The organism is Devosia sp. MDV22-iso42 (genome assembly GCF_058629155.1).
Map to the genome: position 1 here is coordinate 494,812 of NZ_JBZVWR010000006.1, position 19,818 is coordinate 514,629.

18 protein-coding genes and 1 pseudogene are annotated in these 19,818 nt (G+C 65.1%); 7 read left to right on the top strand and 12 right to left on the bottom strand.

The window, feature by feature from the left end:
• Window positions 1-12 precede the first annotated feature (12 nt).
• From AC4NN3_RS04065 to fgd, 5 genes are read right to left on the bottom strand one after another with little or no spacing between them, the layout of a single operon-like run.
• Entirely contained in the window at window positions 13-801 is a 789-nt protein-coding gene (locus tag AC4NN3_RS04065) for an ABC transporter ATP-binding protein (RefSeq protein ID WP_491925825.1), read from the bottom strand.
• A complete protein-coding gene (locus tag AC4NN3_RS04070) occupies window positions 798-1,811 on the bottom strand; it encodes a putative F420-0 ABC transporter permease subunit (RefSeq protein WP_491925826.1) in 1,014 nt (337 codons plus the stop codon). Before AC4NN3_RS04070 ends, AC4NN3_RS04065 begins: the two co-directional genes overlap by 4 nt.
• Before the next feature lie 2 nt (window positions 1,812-1,813).
• Window positions 1,814-2,761: a putative F420-0 ABC transporter substrate-binding protein gene (locus AC4NN3_RS04075; protein WP_491925827.1), complete on the bottom strand. Its 948-nt coding sequence runs from the start codon at window positions 2,759-2,761 to the stop codon at window positions 1,814-1,816.
• Between the two features lie 3 nt (window positions 2,762-2,764).
• Window positions 2,765-3,607, bottom strand: coding sequence for a coenzyme F420-0:L-glutamate ligase (gene cofE / locus AC4NN3_RS04080; RefSeq protein WP_491925828.1), 843 nt, complete (start codon window positions 3,605-3,607; stop codon window positions 2,765-2,767).
• Between the two features lie 27 nt (window positions 3,608-3,634).
• Window positions 3,635-4,645, bottom strand: coding sequence for a glucose-6-phosphate dehydrogenase (coenzyme-F420) (gene fgd, locus AC4NN3_RS04085; RefSeq protein ID WP_491925829.1), 1,011 nt, complete (start codon window positions 4,643-4,645; stop codon window positions 3,635-3,637).
• 184 nt (window positions 4,646-4,829) lie between these two features.
• On the opposite strand from fgd, the pseudogene AC4NN3_RS04090 reads away from it, so the two are divergent.
• The 4 genes and pseudogenes from AC4NN3_RS04090 to mazG form a co-directional block, all read left to right on the top strand.
• Window positions 4,830-5,078: pseudogene (locus AC4NN3_RS04090) on the top strand (hypothetical protein); the annotation flags it as partial.
• A gap of 319 nt (window positions 5,079-5,397) precedes the next feature.
• A complete protein-coding gene (locus tag AC4NN3_RS04095) occupies window positions 5,398-5,874 on the top strand; it encodes an Hsp20 family protein (RefSeq protein WP_491925830.1) in 477 nt (158 codons plus the stop codon).
• A 73-nt stretch (window positions 5,875-5,947) separates the two neighbouring features.
• A complete protein-coding gene (locus AC4NN3_RS04100; RefSeq protein WP_491925831.1) occupies window positions 5,948-6,469 on the top strand; it encodes an Hsp20/alpha crystallin family protein in 522 nt (173 codons plus the stop codon).
• A gap of 139 nt (window positions 6,470-6,608) precedes the next feature.
• Window positions 6,609-7,418 carry a nucleoside triphosphate pyrophosphohydrolase gene (gene mazG, locus AC4NN3_RS04105; RefSeq protein WP_491925832.1) on the top strand — a complete coding sequence of 270 codons (810 nt, stop codon included), beginning with the start codon at window positions 6,609-6,611 and terminating at the stop codon, window positions 7,416-7,418.
• 63 nt (window positions 7,419-7,481) lie between these two features.
• On the opposite strand, the gene hflX is transcribed toward mazG, so the two are convergent.
• The 4 genes from hflX to AC4NN3_RS04125 all read right to left on the bottom strand — a co-directional run bounded on the left by hflX (window position 7,482) and on the right by AC4NN3_RS04125 (window position 13,009).
• A complete protein-coding gene (gene hflX / locus AC4NN3_RS04110; protein WP_491925833.1) occupies window positions 7,482-8,858 on the bottom strand; it encodes a GTPase HflX in 1,377 nt (458 codons plus the stop codon).
• Between the two features lie 9 nt (window positions 8,859-8,867).
• Complete coding sequence (gene hfq, locus AC4NN3_RS04115) at window positions 8,868-9,119, bottom strand: RNA chaperone Hfq (protein WP_193335964.1); 252 nt, start codon at window positions 9,117-9,119, stop codon at window positions 8,868-8,870.
• 174 nt (window positions 9,120-9,293) lie between these two features.
• A complete protein-coding gene (ntrX, locus tag AC4NN3_RS04120) occupies window positions 9,294-10,676 on the bottom strand; it encodes a nitrogen assimilation response regulator NtrX (RefSeq protein ID WP_491925834.1) in 1,383 nt (460 codons plus the stop codon).
• Complete coding sequence (locus tag AC4NN3_RS04125) at window positions 10,676-13,009, bottom strand: sensor histidine kinase NtrY-like (protein ID WP_491925835.1); 2,334 nt, start codon at window positions 13,007-13,009, stop codon at window positions 10,676-10,678. The genes ntrX and AC4NN3_RS04125 overlap by 1 nt, the downstream gene beginning before the upstream one ends.
• A 425-nt stretch (window positions 13,010-13,434) precedes the next feature.
• Between AC4NN3_RS04125 and AC4NN3_RS04130 the strand changes: the two genes are divergently transcribed.
• Window positions 13,435-14,331, top strand: a complete 897-nt coding sequence (locus tag AC4NN3_RS04130; RefSeq protein WP_491925836.1) for a DMT family transporter — start codon at window positions 13,435-13,437, stop codon at window positions 14,329-14,331.
• Between the two features lie 10 nt (window positions 14,332-14,341).
• Here AC4NN3_RS04130 and ntrC read toward each other — a convergent pair whose 3' ends face one another.
• The 3 genes from ntrC to dusB are packed head-to-tail and all read right to left on the bottom strand — an operon-like array spanning window position 14,342 to window position 17,879.
• Window positions 14,342-15,787, bottom strand: a complete 1,446-nt coding sequence (ntrC, locus tag AC4NN3_RS04135) for a nitrogen regulation protein NR(I) (protein ID WP_491925837.1) — start codon at window positions 15,785-15,787, stop codon at window positions 14,342-14,344.
• Window positions 15,784-16,920 (bottom strand): two-component system sensor histidine kinase NtrB, encoded by a 1,137-nt coding sequence (locus AC4NN3_RS04140; protein WP_491925838.1) that lies wholly within the window; start codon window positions 16,918-16,920, stop codon window positions 15,784-15,786. The genes ntrC and AC4NN3_RS04140 overlap by 4 nt, the downstream gene beginning before the upstream one ends.
• Entirely contained in the window at window positions 16,917-17,879 is a 963-nt protein-coding gene (dusB, locus tag AC4NN3_RS04145; protein WP_491925839.1) for a tRNA dihydrouridine synthase DusB, read from the bottom strand. The genes AC4NN3_RS04140 and dusB overlap by 4 nt, the downstream gene beginning before the upstream one ends.
• A gap of 216 nt (window positions 17,880-18,095) precedes the next feature.
• Here dusB and AC4NN3_RS04150 point away from each other — a divergent pair, with 216 nt between their 5' ends.
• Window positions 18,096-19,286, top strand: coding sequence for a bifunctional 2-C-methyl-D-erythritol 4-phosphate cytidylyltransferase/2-C-methyl-D-erythritol 2,4-cyclodiphosphate synthase (locus tag AC4NN3_RS04150; protein WP_491925840.1), 1,191 nt, complete (start codon window positions 18,096-18,098; stop codon window positions 19,284-19,286).
• On the top strand, window positions 19,286-19,792 hold the full coding sequence (locus AC4NN3_RS04155; RefSeq protein WP_491925841.1) for a CinA family protein: 507 nt from the start codon (window positions 19,286-19,288) through the stop codon (window positions 19,790-19,792). The genes AC4NN3_RS04150 and AC4NN3_RS04155 overlap by 1 nt, the downstream gene beginning before the upstream one ends.
• Window positions 19,793-19,818: the final 26 nt, after the last annotated feature.

The window sequence follows — 19,818 nt, forward strand, 5'->3', positions numbered from 1 at the left end:
CAGTGCCGAACGTCATTCGGAGGGCATGTCATAGGCGATCATCGGCCGGCCCGTGCCGGGATGGCGCAGCAGGCTGGCCCGCACGCCATAGACATCGTGCAGCAGAGCCGGGGTCAGCACGGCTTCCGGCGCACCCTGCGCCACCACGCGACCATGCTGCAGCACCACCAGTTCATCGCAGAACGCCGCGGCCAGGTTGAGGTCATGCAGTGCCAGCAGCACAGTAGCACCCGCGCGGGCCCGGCGTCGCAGCAGGTTCAGTATGCTCAACTGGGCCTGCACATCGAGATGATTGGTCGGTTCGTCGAGGATCAGCAGTTGCGGCGCCTGCGCCAGGGCACGGGCCACCTGCAGCCGCTGTTGTTCGCCCCCCGACAGCGTGTGATAGGCCCGCTCGGCAAAGCTTCCCATGCCCACATCCGCCAGGGCCGCGTCGACGGCCATATCGTCGGCGGGGGAGGGGGCTGCCTGCCAGATCGACTGGAAGGGAATGCGCCCCAGGGCAACGACCTCGCGGGCGGTCAACTGCACCTCTGCTGCGCCGCTCTGCTCGACAAAGGCGCTGAGTTGCGCCCGGACCCGCCGGTTCATCCCTGGCAGGTCGGCATTGTCAAAGGTGATGCGTCCTCGCTGCAATGGCAGCAGGCCCAGAGCGGCCCGCATCAGTGTGGACTTGCCGGCGCCATTGGGGCCGATCAGACCGGTCAGCCGGCCACTATGCGCCTGGCAACTAACGGCGTCGAGCAGCACGGCCAGACCGGCGCGCAGGGTGACGGCGTCGACCTGCAGGCCCGCGCTCATGTGGCCCGCCGGTAGCGCAGCAGGACCAGCAGGAAAATCGGCGCGCCCAGCAGCGCCGTGATGATGCCTACCGGCAGTTCGCGCGGCGCGAACAGACTGCGCGCCGCCGTATCGGTCCAGATCATGAAGCTGGCGCCCAGCAGCATGGCCACCGGCAGCAGCAGCCGGTGGCGCGAGCCGGTGCCCAACCGCACCACATGGGGAATGATCAGGCCGACAAAGCCGATGGCGCCGCCGACGGCAACCAGGGCGCCGGTCAGCAGCGCCGTCGCGCCCAGCAGCAGCCAGCGCAGCCGCACGACGTCGATGCCCAGCGTTGCGGCTGCATTGTCGCCAAAGGCAAAGGCGTCGAGCGCCCGTCCGGCCAGCAGCATGGGCAGGCCGAGCAGCAGCACCGCTGCTGTGACGATGCCCGCATCGGCCCAGGTGGTGCCGCTTAGCGAGCCCATCAGCCAGCTCAGGATTTCCCGATAGGAATCGCCCGTCGCCGACCAGAAGATCAGGAAGGATGTCGCCGCTGCCGCCAAGGAGGAGACGGCAATACCGGCCAGGATGGCGCGCGACGGCGTGGCGCCGCCCAGCAGCCGCGTCATCAGCAGGGTCAGCGCCATCGCCGCGCCGGCGCCGAGAAAGGCCCCGACCGGCATCAGCAGGGCGGCGCCGGCCAGCAGGAAGGTCACCGCGCCGAAGGAGGCGCCGGACGAGAGGCCCAGCAGATAGGGATCGGCCAGCGGGTTGCGGGTCAGCGCCTGCATGATGGCGCCGCACAGCGCCAGGCCCGCGCCAATGCCGGCGGCGACCAGCACGCGCGGCAGGCGCAGCTCCCAGACAATGGCATCGCGCAGCCGGGTGACCTCGGATTGCAGCGGCAGGCCGAGATGATGGGCGATGGTCTGCCAGACTTCATGCGGGGCAATGTCGGCGGGACCGAAGGTCACCGCCAGCACAATGGAGGCAGCCAGCAAAGCCCACAGGCCGACGCGCAGCGCGATCTGTGGGCCTCGCATCATGGTCACTGGTCGAAGGTCAGCGCCGCCAGTTGCGCCGCCATGTCCGCCGTGGCGCCGACATTGCGTATCCCGGCTTCGGAAGCGGGAAATGGCACGACCAGATAGCGCTCATGCAGGACAGCATCGAGCTGGCTGGTGATGGGGTTTTCGGCCAGCAGGGTCTTTTTCTGCGCCGCCGAATTCCAGGCGGCGTCGACCAGCACGATGACGTCGGGATTGGCGTCGACAATGGCTTCCCAGCTCGCCGAGATCCAGCCGTCATCGACGTCGCCCATGATATTGTCTAGACCGAGCGCTGCCATCATCATGGCCGGCGCATTGCTGCCGGCGCCGACATAGGGCGCCTTGGTGCCCGAGGAATACCAGACGGCGGTCAGGCCGCGGCTGTCTGAAGCGATGGTAGCCAGTTCTGCCTTCTGTTCGGCGACCAGTGCCTCGGCGGCCGGCCTGACATCAAAGATGGTGCCCATTTCGGCAATGTCGGCGAAGAGACCGTCAAAACTCAGCTTGACCGGTTTGATGGACCGACAGGCCGCTGGCGAGACATAGCTGGCAATGCCCAGTTCGGTAAGGCTTGCGCGTTCGCCGACGCCGTCAGCGGCAAAATTGCTCTCCCAGCCGCCATAGACGAAGTCCGGCTCGGCTTCGAGCACCACTTCCTGGGAGGGCAGCTTTTCCTCCAGGACCGGCAGGCCGGCGCCCGCCGCCGCCCAGGGCTCGGGCACCGGGCCATCCTGGAAGCCGACGCCGACAATGCGGTCGCCGAGGCCGAGCGCCAGCAGCATTTCGGTCGCGGTCGACTTGATGGTCACCACGCGCTGCGGCGCGGCCGGCAGGGTCAGGTCGACCCCGCAATTGGCGATGGTCAGGGGATAACTGGTCTGGGCCCAGGCCGGGGCGACGGACAGGGCCAGGCCGGCAAAAGCGACCAGATGGAAGGAGACACGCATGGATCAATCCTGCTGTTGTTTGACGCGGGGCGCGGCAGCGGCGATCTGGCCGCCATCGCGCGTTTCGGCAAGCGCGGCGTCATAGCCGAGCCGGTAGGCCTCGGCCGAGCCGAAGCGGAACATGTCGTCATCGACCGAGCGCACCAGCGAGCGGGCGCCGGGCGTGGCCTTGTCGGTGACGAGGCGCGCCAGGCCGCGCACCACGGCCACCGGGATGCCGCTGACCTTGCCCTTGACCAGGTCGGCAGCACCGGCAAGCTCGTCGGCCAGCACGGTAATGGTCACCTGCAGCGGCCTGCCATTGGCGTCGACGCCGCCGCGCATGTCGTCGGTGACGACGACGCCGGCCGCGCCGATGGCGACATCGGTCTGCCCGACGCGCCACGGCCGGCCGAGCGTATCAGTGATGATGATGCCCAGGCGCCGGCCAAGCCGCGCCTGCAGGCCGTCACACAGCGCCCGCGCCGAGGCATCGGGATCGACCGGCAGCCGCAGCGCCACGCCCTCGGGCACATTGGAGGTATCGATGCCTGCCGCCGCCATGATCAGGCCGTGCCTTGTCTCGACGATCTGCGTCACACCACCCGGATGCACCCGTTCGGCCACGACGCGCACGGTTTCCTGGGCGATCATCTGCTCGCGCTGGCTGGCGGGAAACTGCTGCCCCTCAGCCTTGGAGACGATCTTGCTGGTGACGACGAGAATGTCGCCATCGCGCAAAGCCGCCTCTGCATCGTCCCGGGCCTGCGCTGCAACGGCGTCAACGATCAGGCCGACCAGATCGTCGCCGGCGGCGACTTCGGGCAACCCCGGAATACCCCACACACTATATCGCGGCACATGCATGGCTCAGATCCGTATCAGGGGAGGGGGCTAGTGCCCGGCCGGCGCCAGGGCCCGCAGGCGCGGCAGGATTTCCTGGGCATAAAGCGCGAGAAACCGGCTCTGGTCGTCGCCCGGCGCGTGGAACACCAAGTGGTCGAAGCCGTAGTCCATATAGGTCTTGATCGCCGCCACATGCTCTTCGGGATCGCTCGAGACGATCCAGCGCTTGGCGATGCGCTCAATCGGCAGCTGCGCCGCCAGTCGTTCCATTTCGGCCGGGTCCTCGATCGAATGCTTTTCCTCGGCGCTCAGCGACAAGGCCGCCCAGCCGCGGGTATTGTTCAGCGCCGCTTCCGGATCGGTATCGAACGAGACTTTGACCTCGATCATGCGCTCGAAGGGCTTGTCCTTGAGCGGCGAGTCGGCGCGGCCCAGCGCCACATTGGGCAGCAGCTGGTCGACATAGAGCTCTGCGCCCTTGCCGGAGGTACAGATGAAGCCGTCGCCGGCGCGGCCGGCATATTTGGCGTTGAGCGGCCCGCCGGCGGCCAGATAGATCGGCACCATGTCGTCGGGCTTGTCATAGATGGTGGCGTTCTGCGTCCTGTAGAATTCGCCGTCGAAACTGACGCGATCCTCGCTCCAGAGCTGGCGGATCAGCGCCACGGCCTCGCGCAGCCGCGCCGAACGTTCCTTGAGCTCGGGCCAGACCATGCCGGTCGATGGCACTTCATTGAGCGATTCCCCGGTGCCGACACCCAGGATGACGCGGCCGGGAAACATCGCGCCCAGCGTGCCGAAGGCATGTGCCACCACCGACGGATGCAGCCGGAAGGTCGGTGTCAGCACGGATGTACCCAGCACGACGCGGTCGGTCTTGGCCAGCACCGCGGCCATCCAGGCCGGCGCGAATGGCGCATGGCCATCGGTATGTTTCCAGGGCTGGAAATGATCGCTGACAAAGACCGAATCGAAGCCGGCCTGCTCGGCCTCGATGGCAAATTTGAGCAGATTATTGGGTGAAAACTGTTCGGCCGAAGCCTTGTAGCCAAAGCGCACGTCTTCCTCCAAAGTCAGTGACAGGCTGGTCAGTCAGGTGAGTTTTGACCAAACGGTCAAATCTGTCCATCGGATTCTTGTGCCGGACGGCGGCAAGCTGGCAAAGGCGCGCGCGGCTGCGCTTTTGGGCCCTCTGGATTGAATGGATGGCGGGCTGCCCGCGACGGAGGCTGACCGGCGCCGCGTCGCCGAGCGCGTGGCACTGATCGACTGGGATGAGGCCCATGTCGACGTGGCCGATCTCGACCTGGTCCTGCCGCACAATGCTGCGGGTCTGGACGGTGCCAGCAATGACATCGCAGCGCAGGCTTCCGCCGCATGGGAGGCAGCCGTGTGCTGGAAAGACGACTATGCCGTGCAGCGGCTCGCCGAGGTTCGTGCTAGGTCGTACAGGCAAAACCCAGCTTTTCTGCCAGTTTCACGCATCCGATAGTTCCATAATATATATTATGCGAATTGCGGATATGGGTATTTGGGGGAGCGGTGAGTTGGATTGGTCTGCTGCCCACCGTCCCCTCATCTTGTTTTGCCTGGCCCGTTGTGCGGCGATCCGTCACCACCTGTTCGCGCCGGTGTTGAACGGCGTCTCCACCGACCACCGCCGTGACGATTTTTTGCGCGACCCCTCTTGAAACGGCCTGAGGCCCGCCAAAATCAAGTGTGCCGGTGGCCCGGATGGGCCCGGCGGTAAAACTGGGAGGCGCGAGTCCATCCCGCCTCTCAAATCCATGTTGCTCAAGGAGGATGTGGTTATGAGGACGAACCTCGATTTTTCACCCCTGTACCGGTCGAGCATCGGCTTTGACCGGCTGTTCAACCTGCTCGACAATGCCAGTCGTGTGCCGGTGGTCGATACCTGGCCGCCCTATGACATCGTCAAGCTCGGCGACGACGACTACCAGATCGTCATGGCGGTTGCCGGCTTTGCGCCGGACGAGCTGACGGTGACGCATGAGCCCAACCTGCTGATGGTCAGCGGGCAGAAATCCGGTGAGGACAGCGCGCAATATCTGCATCGCGGCCTGACCGGCCGCAGCTTCCAGCGCCGTTTCGAACTGGCCGACCATGTCAGGGTCGCCGGCGCCACGGCGATCAATGGCCTGCTGACCATCGATCTCAAGCGGGAGATCCCCGAGGCCAGCAAGCCGCGCCGTATCGAGATCGGCACAGCTGCGGCACGCACTGCCGCCAGCCCGCTCCAGCTCGCGCCCGAGCCACAGGCCGCTTAGACCCGCGTCGGGCCAGCATGACAACGGCGCCGGAGGATCGCTCCGGCAATTCCACGACAAAAGGAGAAATCAGATGAGTGTACGTGATCTTATTCCCTGGGGCCGCAACAGCAACCAGGCCCCCGCCCCCTATCGCGGCAGCGACGACAATCCTTTCCTGTCGCTGCATCGCGAGGTCAACCGGCTGTTTGACGATGTGTTCCGCGACTTCGACGCGCGGCTGCCCGGATTTGCCCCCATGGCAGCGTTCGGCGCGGCCTGGCCGAGCGTGGAGATCGCCGAGACCGGGAACCAGATCACGGTAACAGCCGAAATTGCCGGTCTGGAGGAGAAGGATATCGAGGTGCTGCTCGACGATGGCGTGCTGACGCTGCGCGGTGAGAAACGCGCCGAGAGCCAGGACCAGGCGCGGCAATTCTCCGAACGCTATTATGGCCGCTTCGAGCGCCGCATCCCGCTGCGCGTCGAGGTGGAAGAAGACAAGGTGGAGGCGGCGTTCAAGAACGGCGTGCTGACGGTGACCCTGCCGAAATCGGCAGATGCGCAGTCCAAGGTCCGCCGCATCGCCGTCAACGGCCAGAAGCAGATGCACTGACAAACCGGGAGCCGGGCCCCCTCGCCCGGCTCCGCCCCTGGGCTCCCCGAGTTCTCTGGAAAAGCCCGGCAATTGCGGGACGCGCGGCCACCGGGCCTGTTAGGCTGAGGGCATTACTTCTCCAGAACCCGAGCCCGTCATGCAGCCCTCACGCGACATTTCCCGCCTCATCGAGATCATGGCCGCCTTGCGCAATCCCGATGGCGGCTGTCCCTGGGATCTGGAGCAGGACTTTGCCTCCATCCGCCACTATACGATCGAGGAGGCTTATGAGGTGGCCGACGCCATCGAGCGCAACGACATGGGCGATCTCCGCGAGGAACTGGGCGATCTGCTGCTGCAGCCGATCTACCACGCGCAGATGGCCAGCGAGGCCGGCCATTTCGACATTGGCGACGTCATCTTCGGCATTACCCAGAAGCTGATCCGCCGCCATCCACACGTCTTTGGCGCCGATGCGGCCCAGAATGCCGAGATGGCCAAGGGGCGCTGGGAGGCCATCAAGGTCGAGGAACGCGCCGCCAAGGCCGCCCGACGGGGCGACGCCACCCCTTCCCTGCTCGACGATGTGCCTCAGGTGCTGCCGGCTCTGGCCCGGGCCGAAAAGCTGACCAAGCGTGCCGCCAAGGTCGGCTTCGACTGGCCCGATCTGGCCTCGGTCGTGGCCAAGGTGGAGGAAGAGCTGGGCGAGGTGGCCGAGGCCCATGCCAGTGGCGACCAGGCCGCCGTGCATGAGGAAATCGGCGACCTGCTGTTTGCCGTAGCCAATCTGGCGCGCAAGGCCGGTGTCGATGCCGAAGGCGCGCTGCGCGACGCCAACCTCAAGTTCACCCGGCGCTTCCACCATGTCGAGGCGCGCTGCCGCGAAGACAACATTGCCCCGGCCGAGGCCGGCCTCGAGCGGCTCGATGGCTATTGGAACGAGATCAGGGCGGCAGACAAGGTGTAATCAGACGGCATCACCCAGTAGACCTCGTGGTTATGAGGTCTACTGGGTGATTGATTGATGCCACTAGGCGTCCGAGCTGTCGATGCGGCCGTTGAAGCGTTCGAGGAAGGCCGTCTTGTGCCGCGGTTCGACCCGCACCTCAAAGCCGGTGCCCTGCTCGGTCGGTTCGTCGCGCGCGATCACCTCGGTATGCGAGTGCAGCCAGCCGATATCGCCGCCAGCCGAATGCGGCACATGCACGTGATAGGTGCGGCTTTTCTCGCCCAAAGCCGTCTCGATGGCCAGCAGCAGCTCATCCATGCCCTGCCCCGTCACCGCGGACACCGGCACCACCTTGGCCACCTTGCCGGCCGGGGTCACATTGGCCAGCGCATCTTCGAGCGCCAACGGCCCCTGCCCCAGCAGGTCGATCTTGTTCCATACTTCGATAATCGGCGTGGTTTCCGGTGAGACGCCCAGATCGGCCAGCACGCCGATGACGTCATGCGCCTGCGCCAGATGGTCGGGATTGGCGACGTCGCGGGCATGCAGGATCACGTCAGCATCCAGCACCTCTTCCAGCGTGGCGCGGAAGGCGGCCACCAGGTCGGTCGGCAGGTCGGCGACGAAGCCCACCGTATCGCTGAGCATGATCTCGCGGCCATGCGGCAGTGTCAGCTTGCGCACCGTGGTGTCGAGCGTGGCAAACAGCAGGTCCTTGGCGAAGACTTCGGAATGCGTCAAGGCATTGAAAATGCTGGATTTACCGGCATTGGTATAACCGACCAGCGCGACGATCGGCGTGCCGCTCCGCTGCGCCCGCTGCTGCATGCGGGTCTTCTTGACCTTTTCCAGCCGGTCTTCGAGCAAGACGATGCGATCCATGATCTGGCGTCGGTCGCTTTCGATCTGGGTTTCGCCGGGGCCGCCCATGAAGCCGCTGCCGCCACTGCCGCGCTGGCGCTCAAGGTGGGTCCAGGACCGCACCAGGCGGCCCTTCTGATAGTTCAGATGCGCCAGTTCGACCTGCAGCACGCCTTCACGGGTGGCGGCGCGGTCGCCGAAGATTTCCAGGATCAGCCCGGTGCGGTCGAGCACCTTGGCGCCGGTCTCGGTTTCAAGGTTGCGCTGCTGGATCGCGGTCAGCTGGCAATCGATCAGCAGCAGGTCGATCTTGTCTTCCTTGACCCGCGCCTTGAGCGTCTCGGTGTGGCCGCCGCCGATAAAGGTCGCCGGCTTGATCTCGCGCACCTTGACCACTTCGGAAAAGATCACATCGAGGGCAATGGCGGCGGCGAGGCCCTCGAACTCGGCCTGCCGGGCGTCGATGGCGTGGCGGGACTGCTGGCCGCGCGTGTCCGGCACAACGATGCCAACCCGGAACGGCTGGTCGCGCTGATCAATAAACGCCTGCGGGCCGCCCTTCTGGACGGCCCCGTCTTCGTCGTCGAATTCGTTCATGAAAACTCGTTAGTCGCTGTCTTGGTTCTGCTCGGGATCGAACAGCTGGATGGGGGCCCCTGGCATGATCGTGGAGATTGCATGCTTGTAGACCAGTTGCGACTGCGCATCGCGGCGCAGCAGCAGGCAGAAATTGTCAAACCAGGTAATCACGCCCTGCAGCTTGACGCCATTCACGAGGAAGATCGTGACCGGCACCTTCTGCTTGCGAACGTGATTGAGGAAGGAGTCCTGAAGGTTTTGTTGCTTTTCGTTCGCCATTTAGGCCTCTTTTTCGCGGCATTGTCTGTCGCTGTTGTCGTGGCGCCGGTGCGCCTGCGGACTGCCGCCCAGCCCGCCATGTGCATTCACCACACAATGTTGACTATTGCACACAACCCGTTTCGTGCCTACCCGCCCCGGCTGCATGGTAGATCGGTAATATTGTCCTTTCTTCTAGAGCCCAAGCGACTTTATCTTGCGATGCAGGGCGCTGCGCTCCATGCCGACAAATTCGGCGGTCTTGGAAATATTGCCGCCGAAGCGCTCGATCTGGGCCAACAGATATTGCCGCTCGAACACTTCGCGGGCGTCGCGCAGCGGCAGACTCATCAGATGGGCCGAGGCATCGGTGTCGCCCACGGTGGGCAGCACTTCACCGATATCGGAGGGCAGCATGGCGGCGGTGATGACGCCGTCCTCGGGCTGCTGATCCTTCATCAGGATCAGCAGGCGCTCGATGGAATTGCGCAATTGCCGCGCATTGCCAGGCCATTCCTGCGCCTGCAGCACCGCCATGGCATCCGAACCGACCGCCAGCCGCTGCAGATTGTGCATGCGGGCCACCTGCTCGATGAAGACCTGGACCAGAGGCGGCACGTCTTCGCGGCGTTCCTTGAGCGGGCTGAGCGGCAGCGGCACGATGGAGAGGCGATGAAACAGGTCCGAGCGGAATTCCCCACTCTCGACCTGTGCCGCCACGTTCTGCGAGCTGGAGGCGATGATGCGCACGTCGATGGGCACGGCCTGGGTGCCGCCGACGCGGTTGAAGCGGTTTTCCACCAAGGTGCGCAGCAGCACGGCCTGCGTCGCCGGCGGCAGTGTGGTCACCTCGGACAGGTAGAGCGTGCCACCATGGGCCTTTTCCAGCGCCCCGACCTCGACCTTGAGAATGCCGGTCTTTTCGCGAACTTCGCGGCCGAACAGCACCACCGAGACCTCCTCGGGGGCGTAGAGCGAGGCATTGATCTCGACAAAGGGCGAATCGGCGCGCGGACTGCGCTGATGGATCATCCGGGCGACGAGGCCCTTGCCAGCGCCCGAGGGGCCGGAAATGAAGATGCGCGAATTGGTCGGCGCCGATTTCTCGATGATGCCGCGGACGGTCTGCAGCGCGCCCGAGGTGCCGACCATGTCGATGTTCTTGCTGGCCGAGCGCTCGCGCAGTTCGGCGACTTCGTTGCGCAGCCGGGTGGCCTCCATGGCGCGCTGGGTGATGTGCAGCAGCCGGTCGATCTTGAAGGGCTTTTCGATATAGTCATAGGCGCCGCGCCGGATCGCCGAGACGGCGGTCTCGACATTGCCATGACCGGAAATCATCACCACCGGCATGTCCGGATGCTGGCTCTGCAGCACATCGAGCAGTTGCAGCCCGTCGAGGCGCGAGCCCTGCATCCAGATGTCGAGAAACACAAGGCTGGGCCGACGCCGGGCGATTTCGTTGAGTCCACTGTCGGCGTCATGCGCCTGGCGGGCTTCAAAGCCCTCATCTTCCAGGATGCCGGCAATCAGGTCGCGGATGTCGTCTTCGTCGTCGATAATGAGAATATCAAGAGCCATTACTTGTGAACCGCCGCTGCAACCAGCGGCTCCTTCTGTTGGGCGATTTGGACGGCCGGTTCGGCCGACGCCTCCGCCACTGATGGTTTGTTGGGAGCCTGCAAAGGCAGCGTGAAGGTGACGCAGGCGCCGATCCGCCCGCTGGCGTCCGGCTCGGCATCGACCAGTTCGACGATGCCGCCATGCTGTTCGATGATCCTGGCCACGATGGCCAGGCCCAGTCCGGTGCCCTTTTCGCGTGTGGTCATATAGGGTTCGAGCAGGCGCTGCCGGTTTTCCTTGGGCCAGCCCTTGCCATTGTCCGATACCGAAATGCGCGCATGATTGCCCTCGATATGGCCTTCAACGGTGATGCTGGGCTGCAGTTCCTCGCTGCGGTCGACCGTCTCGAAGGCCTCCACGGCGTTCTTGATCAGATTGGTCAGGGTCTGGGAGATCAGCCGTGTGTCGCACCAGGCCAGGATCGGCTCGTCCGGCAGGATGGTGGTGATGGCAATCTCGGGCAGCCGTACGCTTTCGAGGAACACCGCCTGGCGCACCGTGTCGGAGAGATCGGCGATTTCCGGCGCCGCCTCGGGCATGCGGGCAAAGGCGGAGAACTCGTCGACCATGCGGCCGATATCACCCACCTGCCGCACGATGGTATTGATGCATTTGTCGAAAATCTCGCGATCGTCCTCCAGCCGGCTGCCGTAGCGGCGGCGCAGGCGCTCGGCCGAGAGCTGGATCGGCGTCAGCGGGTTCTTGATCTCATGGGCGATGCGGCGCGCCACGTCGGCCCAGGCGCTGGTGCGCTGCGCCGATTCGAGGTCGGTAATGTCGTCAAAGGTCAGCACATAGCCCTTGGATTCGGTGATCGAGCCCTCGCGCGTCAACTGCACCTGATAGGTCCGGCGATCGGTCTCGTTGCCAAGGTGGATCTGGTCGCGCACCTGGCCGCGGCGGGCCGAACGGGCGCGTTCGAGAATGGGCGCCAGCTGCGGCATGACCACCTCGATGCGTTCGCCCATCAGCCCGATCTCATCGCGCTCCAGCATTTCGCAGGCGCGCGCATTGACCAGCGTCACCGTACCGAAGGGATCAAGCCCGATAATGCCCGCCGACACGCCCTCCACCACTGCCTCGGTGAACTGGCGGCGCTTTTCGTTCATTTCATTGGCGGCCAGCAAGGCTTCGCGCTGATGTTTAAGTTGCTGCGTCATCCGGTTGAAACCGTTAGACAAGTCACGCAGGTCGCCACGACCCTCCTGCACCGGCACCTGCACGTCGAGATCGCCGCCACGCACGCGGGTCGAGGCAATCATCAGGTTGCGGATGGGATCGACGAAGCGATTGGCCAAAGCGATGCCGATCCACAGGGCAGCCAGCAGCAGCACCACGGCGAGGCCGACATACATGATGGTGAAGGTGATCTGGAAGACCAGCCGATTGGAGGCATATTGGCGGTATTCGGTGATGTTCTCGTCGGTCAGCCGCATATATTCGAGCACTTCGGCTTCCACCGGCCGCGCCACGAAGAGATAGGTGTCGTCATAGCCGCGCAGCTTGATCACCGAGCCGACCAGGTTCACCCGTCCGGGCGCAATGGCGGCCGGCACGCCCTCCACCAGCCCGGTGGTAATGCCCTCGGGCAGCGCGGGATAGGCGCCCTGCACGGCGATCTGCGCCCGCATCAGGGTTTCGCCATCGGCCTTGACCAGCGAGGTGAAGGGCAGCGAGCGGGTTACCGCAAGGGCGGTGAGAATGCCCTGGAAGCGGGCCGGGTCGGTGTCATAGGTGGCCTTGGCCTGTTCGAGCTCGGTGGCGGTCCAGATGATGTCGTCGCGCAGCACCTGGGCGTGTTCGAGCATGTAGGAGCGGGCCACCAGGCGCGAACTCTCCACCATGGCCCTGGTGCGTTCGCTGAACCACTGGTCCAGCCCCTGGTTGAGCGCGATAGTGGCCACCACGGCGACGATGGCGGCCGGAATCGCGGCCACCAGGGCAAACATGGTCACCATGCGGATCTGCATGCCCGCGCCCGCCTGCTTGCGCATGCGAGCCTGGAAAAGCAGCATGGCCTCGGTCAGCACCAGGGCGATCATCAGCAGGACCAGCAGGCCGGTGACGATCCAGATCACCGTCCACATGGTGGTGGATGGTTCGATATTGGTGGTGCCCGACAGGATCAGGAAGGAGATCGAGGACATCAGCACCGAGGCGACGACCACGACAAAGCCGAGCACGCGCAGGGGAGCATTGCTGTGCATGCTGAACAGCGGTACGCGCGCAGGTTTGCCCGCATCGCCCTGCACCCGCATCGGCTCGTCTTCAATCGCTGTTACTTCACTCATCAATGCCCGAGGGCACTCCATCTCCGCCGCAGGCGGCGAGCCTGCCGTAATTCGGCGGACCCTTCAAGACAAATGTTGCCAAAATGTGACACTGATGACCGGCGCTCCGCGCCAAATCGCGCCGGTGGCGCGATTTTAGGTCGTCAGGCCCGAAGAGCTATGCTCGCAGGGCCCAGGTAGGTCACAGGCACAATCCATCCGCCGGCTGCGCCGCAAAAACGTGCCGGTGACGCGTTTTGACGGGTCGGACGCCCGAACAGCTACGTTCGAAGGGTTCCCGGCCATCGGGCTTAAACCACTCTGAGCGCTTAGGTTCAAGCTCTGGGGCCGAAGAAGCGAGATTGACCGCGTCGCCTGCCTATCCCCCTCGACAACGGCGCCGCCACCGGGCACATCTTGTGCGTCCTTCAGCACAGAGTCCCCCGGTGTCCGCCCCCGCCCCTGCCCGCGTCGAAGCTGCCAGCCTGGCCGGCATGACATTGGGTATCGCCGCCTATTCGCTGTTTGCCCTGCATGACGCCATGGTCAAGGCCGTGGTCTTCACCCTGCCCGCGCCGCAGATCCTGTTCTTCCGCAGCCTGGTCATCATCGCCATCTGCCTGGCCATCGGCCGACGACAGGTCGTGGTCGATCTCTTGCACTCGGGCAACCGCATGCTGGGGCGTGGGCTCATGACGATGTCGGCCTGGGTGATGTATTACAGCGCCGGCCGCCACCTGCAGCTGGCCGAGATGACGACGCTCTATTATCTCGCGCCGGTGCTGACCACCGTGCTGGCGGTGATCTTCCTGCGCGAACAGCTGACGCTGGCGCGGGTCGGGGGCGCCGCGATCGGCTTTTTCGGCATCATCGTGGCCGCCAATCCGAGCGGCTTTGCCATCGGCTGGCCGGTGCTGATGGTGCTGGCGGCCGCTCTGTGCTGGGCCGTGGCCATGATCCTGATGCGCACCATATCGCGCAGCGACCGCACCCTGGTGCAGGTGCTGGCGCAGAACGGCATCCATTTCGTGCTGATGGGCGCGATTTCTCTGCCGTTCTGGCAGGCCATGGGGCCGCGCGAGATCGCCCTCTGCATCGCCGCGGGCCTCGTGGGTGGCCTGGGCCAGTTCACCGTGGTCGAAGCGGCCCGCGCCGTGCCGGCAAGCGTGCTGGGCACGGTGGAATACGGCGCGCTGATGTGGAGCTTCGTCTTCGGCTATCTGTTCTGGGGCGAAATGCCGGCACCCACGGTCTATGTGGGCGCCTTCTTCGTGGTGGCCGCGGGCCTGATGCTGGCGCTGAGCGAGCGTCGCCGCCGGCGGGACATCATCGACGCCGCCTAAGGGGCGGGTGTCAGCTGCGCCGGCTGTGCTTGACGATCTCGATGCTGTGGGTGCGGATCTTCTTGCGCAGCGTATTGCGGTTGAGGCCGAGCAGGTCAGCTGCCTTGATCTGGTTGCCGCCACAGGCATTGAGCGCCATGGCGATCAGCGGGGCCTCAACCTTGTCGATCACCCGTTGATAGAGCCCCGGGGGCGGCAGGTTGGGCTCATATTCGCGCAGCACCTGCCCGACATGGGTTTCGACCGCCATGGAGACGTCTACCGGCCCGGTGGAGCCGTTGGAGGACGGCCGCTCGACGATGTTGAGCTCGTTCTGCACGATCTCGGCCGAGATGCTTTCGTCGGCATAGAGGGCCGACAGGCGCCGCACCAGGTTCTCCAGCTCGCGCACATTGCCCGGCCAGGAATAGTTCTGCATCAGCTTGATGGCTTCGGGCGAGATCGACTTGATCGCCTCGCCTTCGCGCTGCGCCACCTTGAGGAAATGCTGCGCCAGGTCGCCGACATCGTCGATGCGCTCGCGCAGCGGCGGCAGGCGGATCGGCACGACGTTGAGGCGGTAGTAGAGATCCTCCCGGAACAGGCCCTGGCGGATCATCTGGCTGAGGTCGCGATGGGTGGCGGCGACGATGCGCACATTGGTCTTGATCGAGGATCGCCCGCCGACCATGGTATATTCGCCCTCCTGCAGCACGCGCAGCAGGCGGGTCTGGGCATCCATGGGCATGTCGCCGATCTCGTCGAGGAACAGCGTGCCGCCCTCGGCCTGCTCGAAGCGGCCGGACGATCGGGTATTGGCGCCGGTAAAGGCCCCCTTTTCGTGGCCGAACAGCTCGGCCTCGATCAGGTCGCGCGGAATGGCGGCCATGTTGATGGCCACGAAAGGCCCGTTGCGGCGCTTGCCGAAGTCGTGCAGCGCCCGCGCCACCAGTTCCTTGCCGGTGCCGCTCTCGCCGGTGATCATCACCGTCAGGTCGGTCTGCATCAGCCGCGCCAGGGCGCGGTAGATGTCCTGCATGGCGGTCGAGCGGCCGACCAGCGGCATGGTCTCGCCCGGCTCTTCGGCCTGGCGGTCGGCATTGGTGGGCTTTTTGGCATCGGCCAGCGCGCGCGCCACCACCGAAAGCACCTCGGTAATGTCGAAGGGCTTGGGCAGATATTCATAGGCGCCCACTTCAGACGCCCGGATGGCCGTCATAAAGGTGTTCTGCGCGCTCATCACGATCATCGGCAGCTCGGGGCGCAGCTTCTTGATCTTGGGCATGACCTCGAAGGCATTGCCGTCGGGCATGGCCACGTCGGTGATCAGGATGTCACCTTCGCCACGGCTGACCCAGTTCCACATGGTGGAGATATTGCCGGTGGGGCGAACCTCATAGCCGGCGCGGGTCAGTGCCTGGTTGAGCACCATGCGGATGGCCGCATCATCATCGGCGAGCAGGACAACATGGCTCATTGTGCCATTCCCTCTTCTTCTGGAATTTGAAAGACCCCGCTCGCAACGGGAAGGAGTATGCGGAACTTGGTGCGGCCCGGCCGGCTGTCGCAATCGATGACGCCGCCATGGTCGCCGACGATCTTGGCCACCAGAGCCAGGCCGAGGCCCGAGCCGTTCTGTTTGGTGGTGACGAAGGGATCAAACAGGAAAGGCAGGATATCGGGCGGCACGCCCGGACCATTGTCCTCGATGGTGATCTCGAGCGGCAGCGAAATGCGCTCGGACACGCCCGTCACGGCAATGCGGATGCCCGGCCGGAAGGCAGTCGAGAACTTGATCTCGGGGTTCTGCGTCCGGTCCAGCGATTCCGAGGCATTCTTGACCAGGTTGAGAAAGACCTGGATCAGCTGGTCGCGGTTGCCATAGACCGGCGGCAGAGACGGATCATATTCCTCGGCAAAGGCAATGCCGCGGGCGACGCCATTGCGCGCCAGCAGTTTCACCCGGTCGAGGATGACGTGGATATTGATCGGCTCGCGCTCCATCGGGCGCTCGTCGCCGAACACTTCCACCCGGTCGATCAGGTGGACGATGCGGTCGGTTTCCTCGCGGATCAGCCGGGCCAGCGGCACCTCGTCGCTGGTGACGGTCTGCTCGAGCAACTGCGCCGCGCCGCGAATGCCCGAGAGCGGGTTCTTGATCTCGTGGGCCAGCATGGAGGCCAGGCCCGTTACCGAGCGGGCGGCGCCGCGCGACACCATCTGGCGGTCGATCTTGTCGGCCATGGTGCGCTCCTGGATCAGCAGGGCAATGCGGCCATCGCTGTCCGAGAGCGGACTGGCAAAGACGTCGGCGACCCGCTCGTCGCCGAAGCGGGACGAGCCGACCCGGACGCGATATTCGGTCATCGGCGCACGCCGCAGCGCCACGGTTTCCACCAGGCTGATGATGGGCGAGCCAAAGGCGATCAGGTCATCGAGCTTCTGGCGGACCAACACGCTCAGCGAGGCGCCGAAAAACGCCTCGGCCGCGTAGTTCACGAAAACGATCTGGCGGTCTTCGCCACAGACGATGATCGGCTGCGGCAGGGCCTGCAGCACGGCCGACGAGGCCACTTCCGACACGCCGCGCTTGGCCTGTTCCACACTCATGCTGCCGCTTTCCGGTCATCGGCAAAGATCGAGCGGATCATGCTCAGCACCTCGGCCGGGGTTTCACTGTTGAGAAGGGCCGTGCGTGCCGGCTTGTCGAGCCCGACGCCGGCTGCCTCGGCATACCAGCCCAGATGCTTGCGGGCGGCCCGCAGGCCGACGGCAATGCCATATTCGCCCAGCATGTCTTCGTAATGCTCGCAGATCAGCGCCACCAGCGCCGCGCCCTGCGGCGGCGGTGCCGCCAGCTGCCCGGCCAACCCGGCGCCGATCTGGCCGACCCGCCAGGGCTGGCCCTGGGCCCCGCGCCCGAGCATGACGGCGGCGGCACCGGACAGCAGCAGCGCCTCGCGCGCGGCCGCCAGGTCGGTGATGTCGCCATTGACCACGACGGGTACGTTGACGGCGTCCACCACGGCGCGCACCAGCTCCCAGCGGGCACTGCCCTTGTAGAATTGCTGGCGCGTGCGGCCATGCACGGAAATCATCTGCACGCCGGCATCGACGGCCCGGCGCGCCATATCGGCGGCATTGAGGCTGTCATCGTCCCAGCCGAGCCGCATCTTCACCGTTACCGGCAGCGGCGTCGCCGCGACCACGGCGTCGACCAGCCGCATGGCCTGGTCGGGCACGCGCATCAGCGCCGAACCGGCAAAGCCGTTGGTCACCCGCTTGGAGGGGCAGCCGAAATTGATATCGATGATGTCGGCGCCGGCGTCATAAGCCAGCTTGGCCCCGCGCGTCATCCACTCGGCCTCGCAGCCGGCCAGCTGCACCATATGCGGCAGCCGCGCGGGCTTGCCCAGCCGGCGGGTCATTTCCTTGTTGCCGGTGGCCAGGGCATTGCTGGCGATCATTTCTGATACAACCATGCCGGCGCCGTGCCGTTCGGCCTGCTTGCGGAAGGCCAGGTCGGTAATGCCAGCCATCGGGGCGAGGAAGGCGCTGTTATGCGCCACATGGCTTCCGATGCTTAACTTGCAGGCACCTTCAGACACAAAACTGCCCCAGAAATGGTCAACGACAAAAATATGCCCGCACAATAGTCAAAAGCGCTTCAGGCGCAATCCCCTTTATGGGCATTGTGCGCGTTCGGCAGCCCTGCACTTGCCGCATAAGTAAGCCAGCGCTAGACCAGCTTTATGTGACTGTTTCTTGTCCGAGTGCGCCGCTCCATGTCTGAAAAATCCATTGCCGTGATCATCGTGGCGGCCGGCAAGGGAGAGCGCGCCAGCGCGGATGCGTCGGCCGATCCCAAGCAGTATCGCCCGATTGGCGGCGTGCCCGTGCTGAGCCGCACCATCGGCGCCTTCCTGGCTCATCCCCAGGTCAGCTCCGTGCTGACCGTCATTCACCCTGACCACGGCCAACGCTATGCCGCGCTTGGGCTTGCCGATGCGCGCCTGCTGCCACCCATCGCCGGGGGTAGCGACCGGCAGGCTTCGGTGCTGGCGGGCCTGCAGGCACTGGCCCCGCGGCGCCCCGATCTGGTGCTGATCCAGGATGCGGCGCGGCCCTTTGCATCCCCAGCGGTGATCGACAATGTCATCGCCGCGCTTGAACACCATGATGGCGCCCTGCCCGTGGCGCCGGTCACCGATACCATCAAGCGCTCGCTCGATGGCCAGCGGGTCGCCACGACCGAGGATCGTGCCCAGCTCTTTGCTGCCCAGACGCCGCAGGGCTTCCGCTTCGGCCAGGTATTCTCGGCGCATATGCGCGCCTCGACCATCCGCCGTCAGTTCACCGACGATGCCGAGATCGCCGAATGGGCCGGCCTGCGCGTCGCCATGGTTGGCGGGCACCGCGACAATATCAAGATTACCCATCCCGAGGATTTCGCCCGGGCCGAACGCCTGCTGGCTGGAGACGTGACCATGGAGACCCGCATCGGCACCGGCTTTGACGTGCACTCCTTCGAGCCGGGCGACCATGTCTGGCTGGGCGGGGTGCGCATTCCCCATAAATTCAAGCTCAATGGCCATTCCGATTCCGACGTCGCCCTGCATGCGCTGACTGACGCGCTGTATGGCGCCATCGGCGCCGGCGATATCGGCGTGCACTTCCCGCCCAGCGATATGGAATGGAAAGGTGCGGCTTCCACCCTCTTTCTCAAGCATGCCGGCGAACTGGTCGCCCAGGCCGGTGGTCGCATCGTCAATCTGGACGTGACAATCGTCTGCGAAGGACCCAAGATTGCCCCGCACGTGCCGGCAATGCGGGGGATCATTGCGCAGACATTGGGCATTGCGCCTGCCCGCATCGCGGTCAAGGCGACAACAAGCGAGAAGCTCGGCTTCACCGGGCGCGAGGAGGGTATTGTGGCCATGGCGAGTGCAAGTATCGAAGTGCCGAGGGTCGATTGATGGCCCTCAAACCAGCGACTACAGACCAAACCGATCCCGCCCAGCAGGTGATCACCCTGCTCGGCGCGGCCGGCAAGACCATCGTTACCGCCGAAAGCTGCACCGGCGGCCTGATCGCCGCGGCGCTGACCGACATTCCCGGGTCATCCAAGGCGTTTTTCGGCGGCTATGTCACCTATGCCAATGAGGCCAAGTCGCGCATGATCCATGTGCAGGCCCGGCTGATCCGCGACTATGGCGCGGTCAGCAACCAAGTGGCCCGCGCCATGGCCGACGGCGCCCGCAATACCGCCCATGCCGATTACGCCGTGGCAGTCACCGGCATTGCCGGCCCGGATGGTGGCAGTGACAAGAAGCCGGTGGGACTGGTCTATGTGGCGGTCTCGACCGAACTGGCCACCGTGGTCATCGAGCACCAGTTCGGCGATATCGGGAGGGCGGAAATCCGCCAGGCCAGCGTCAAGGCAGCGCTTGATCTGGTGCTGCAGGTGCTGACCAGCGCCTAGAGCAGTTCACCGTTTGTCTGAAACGG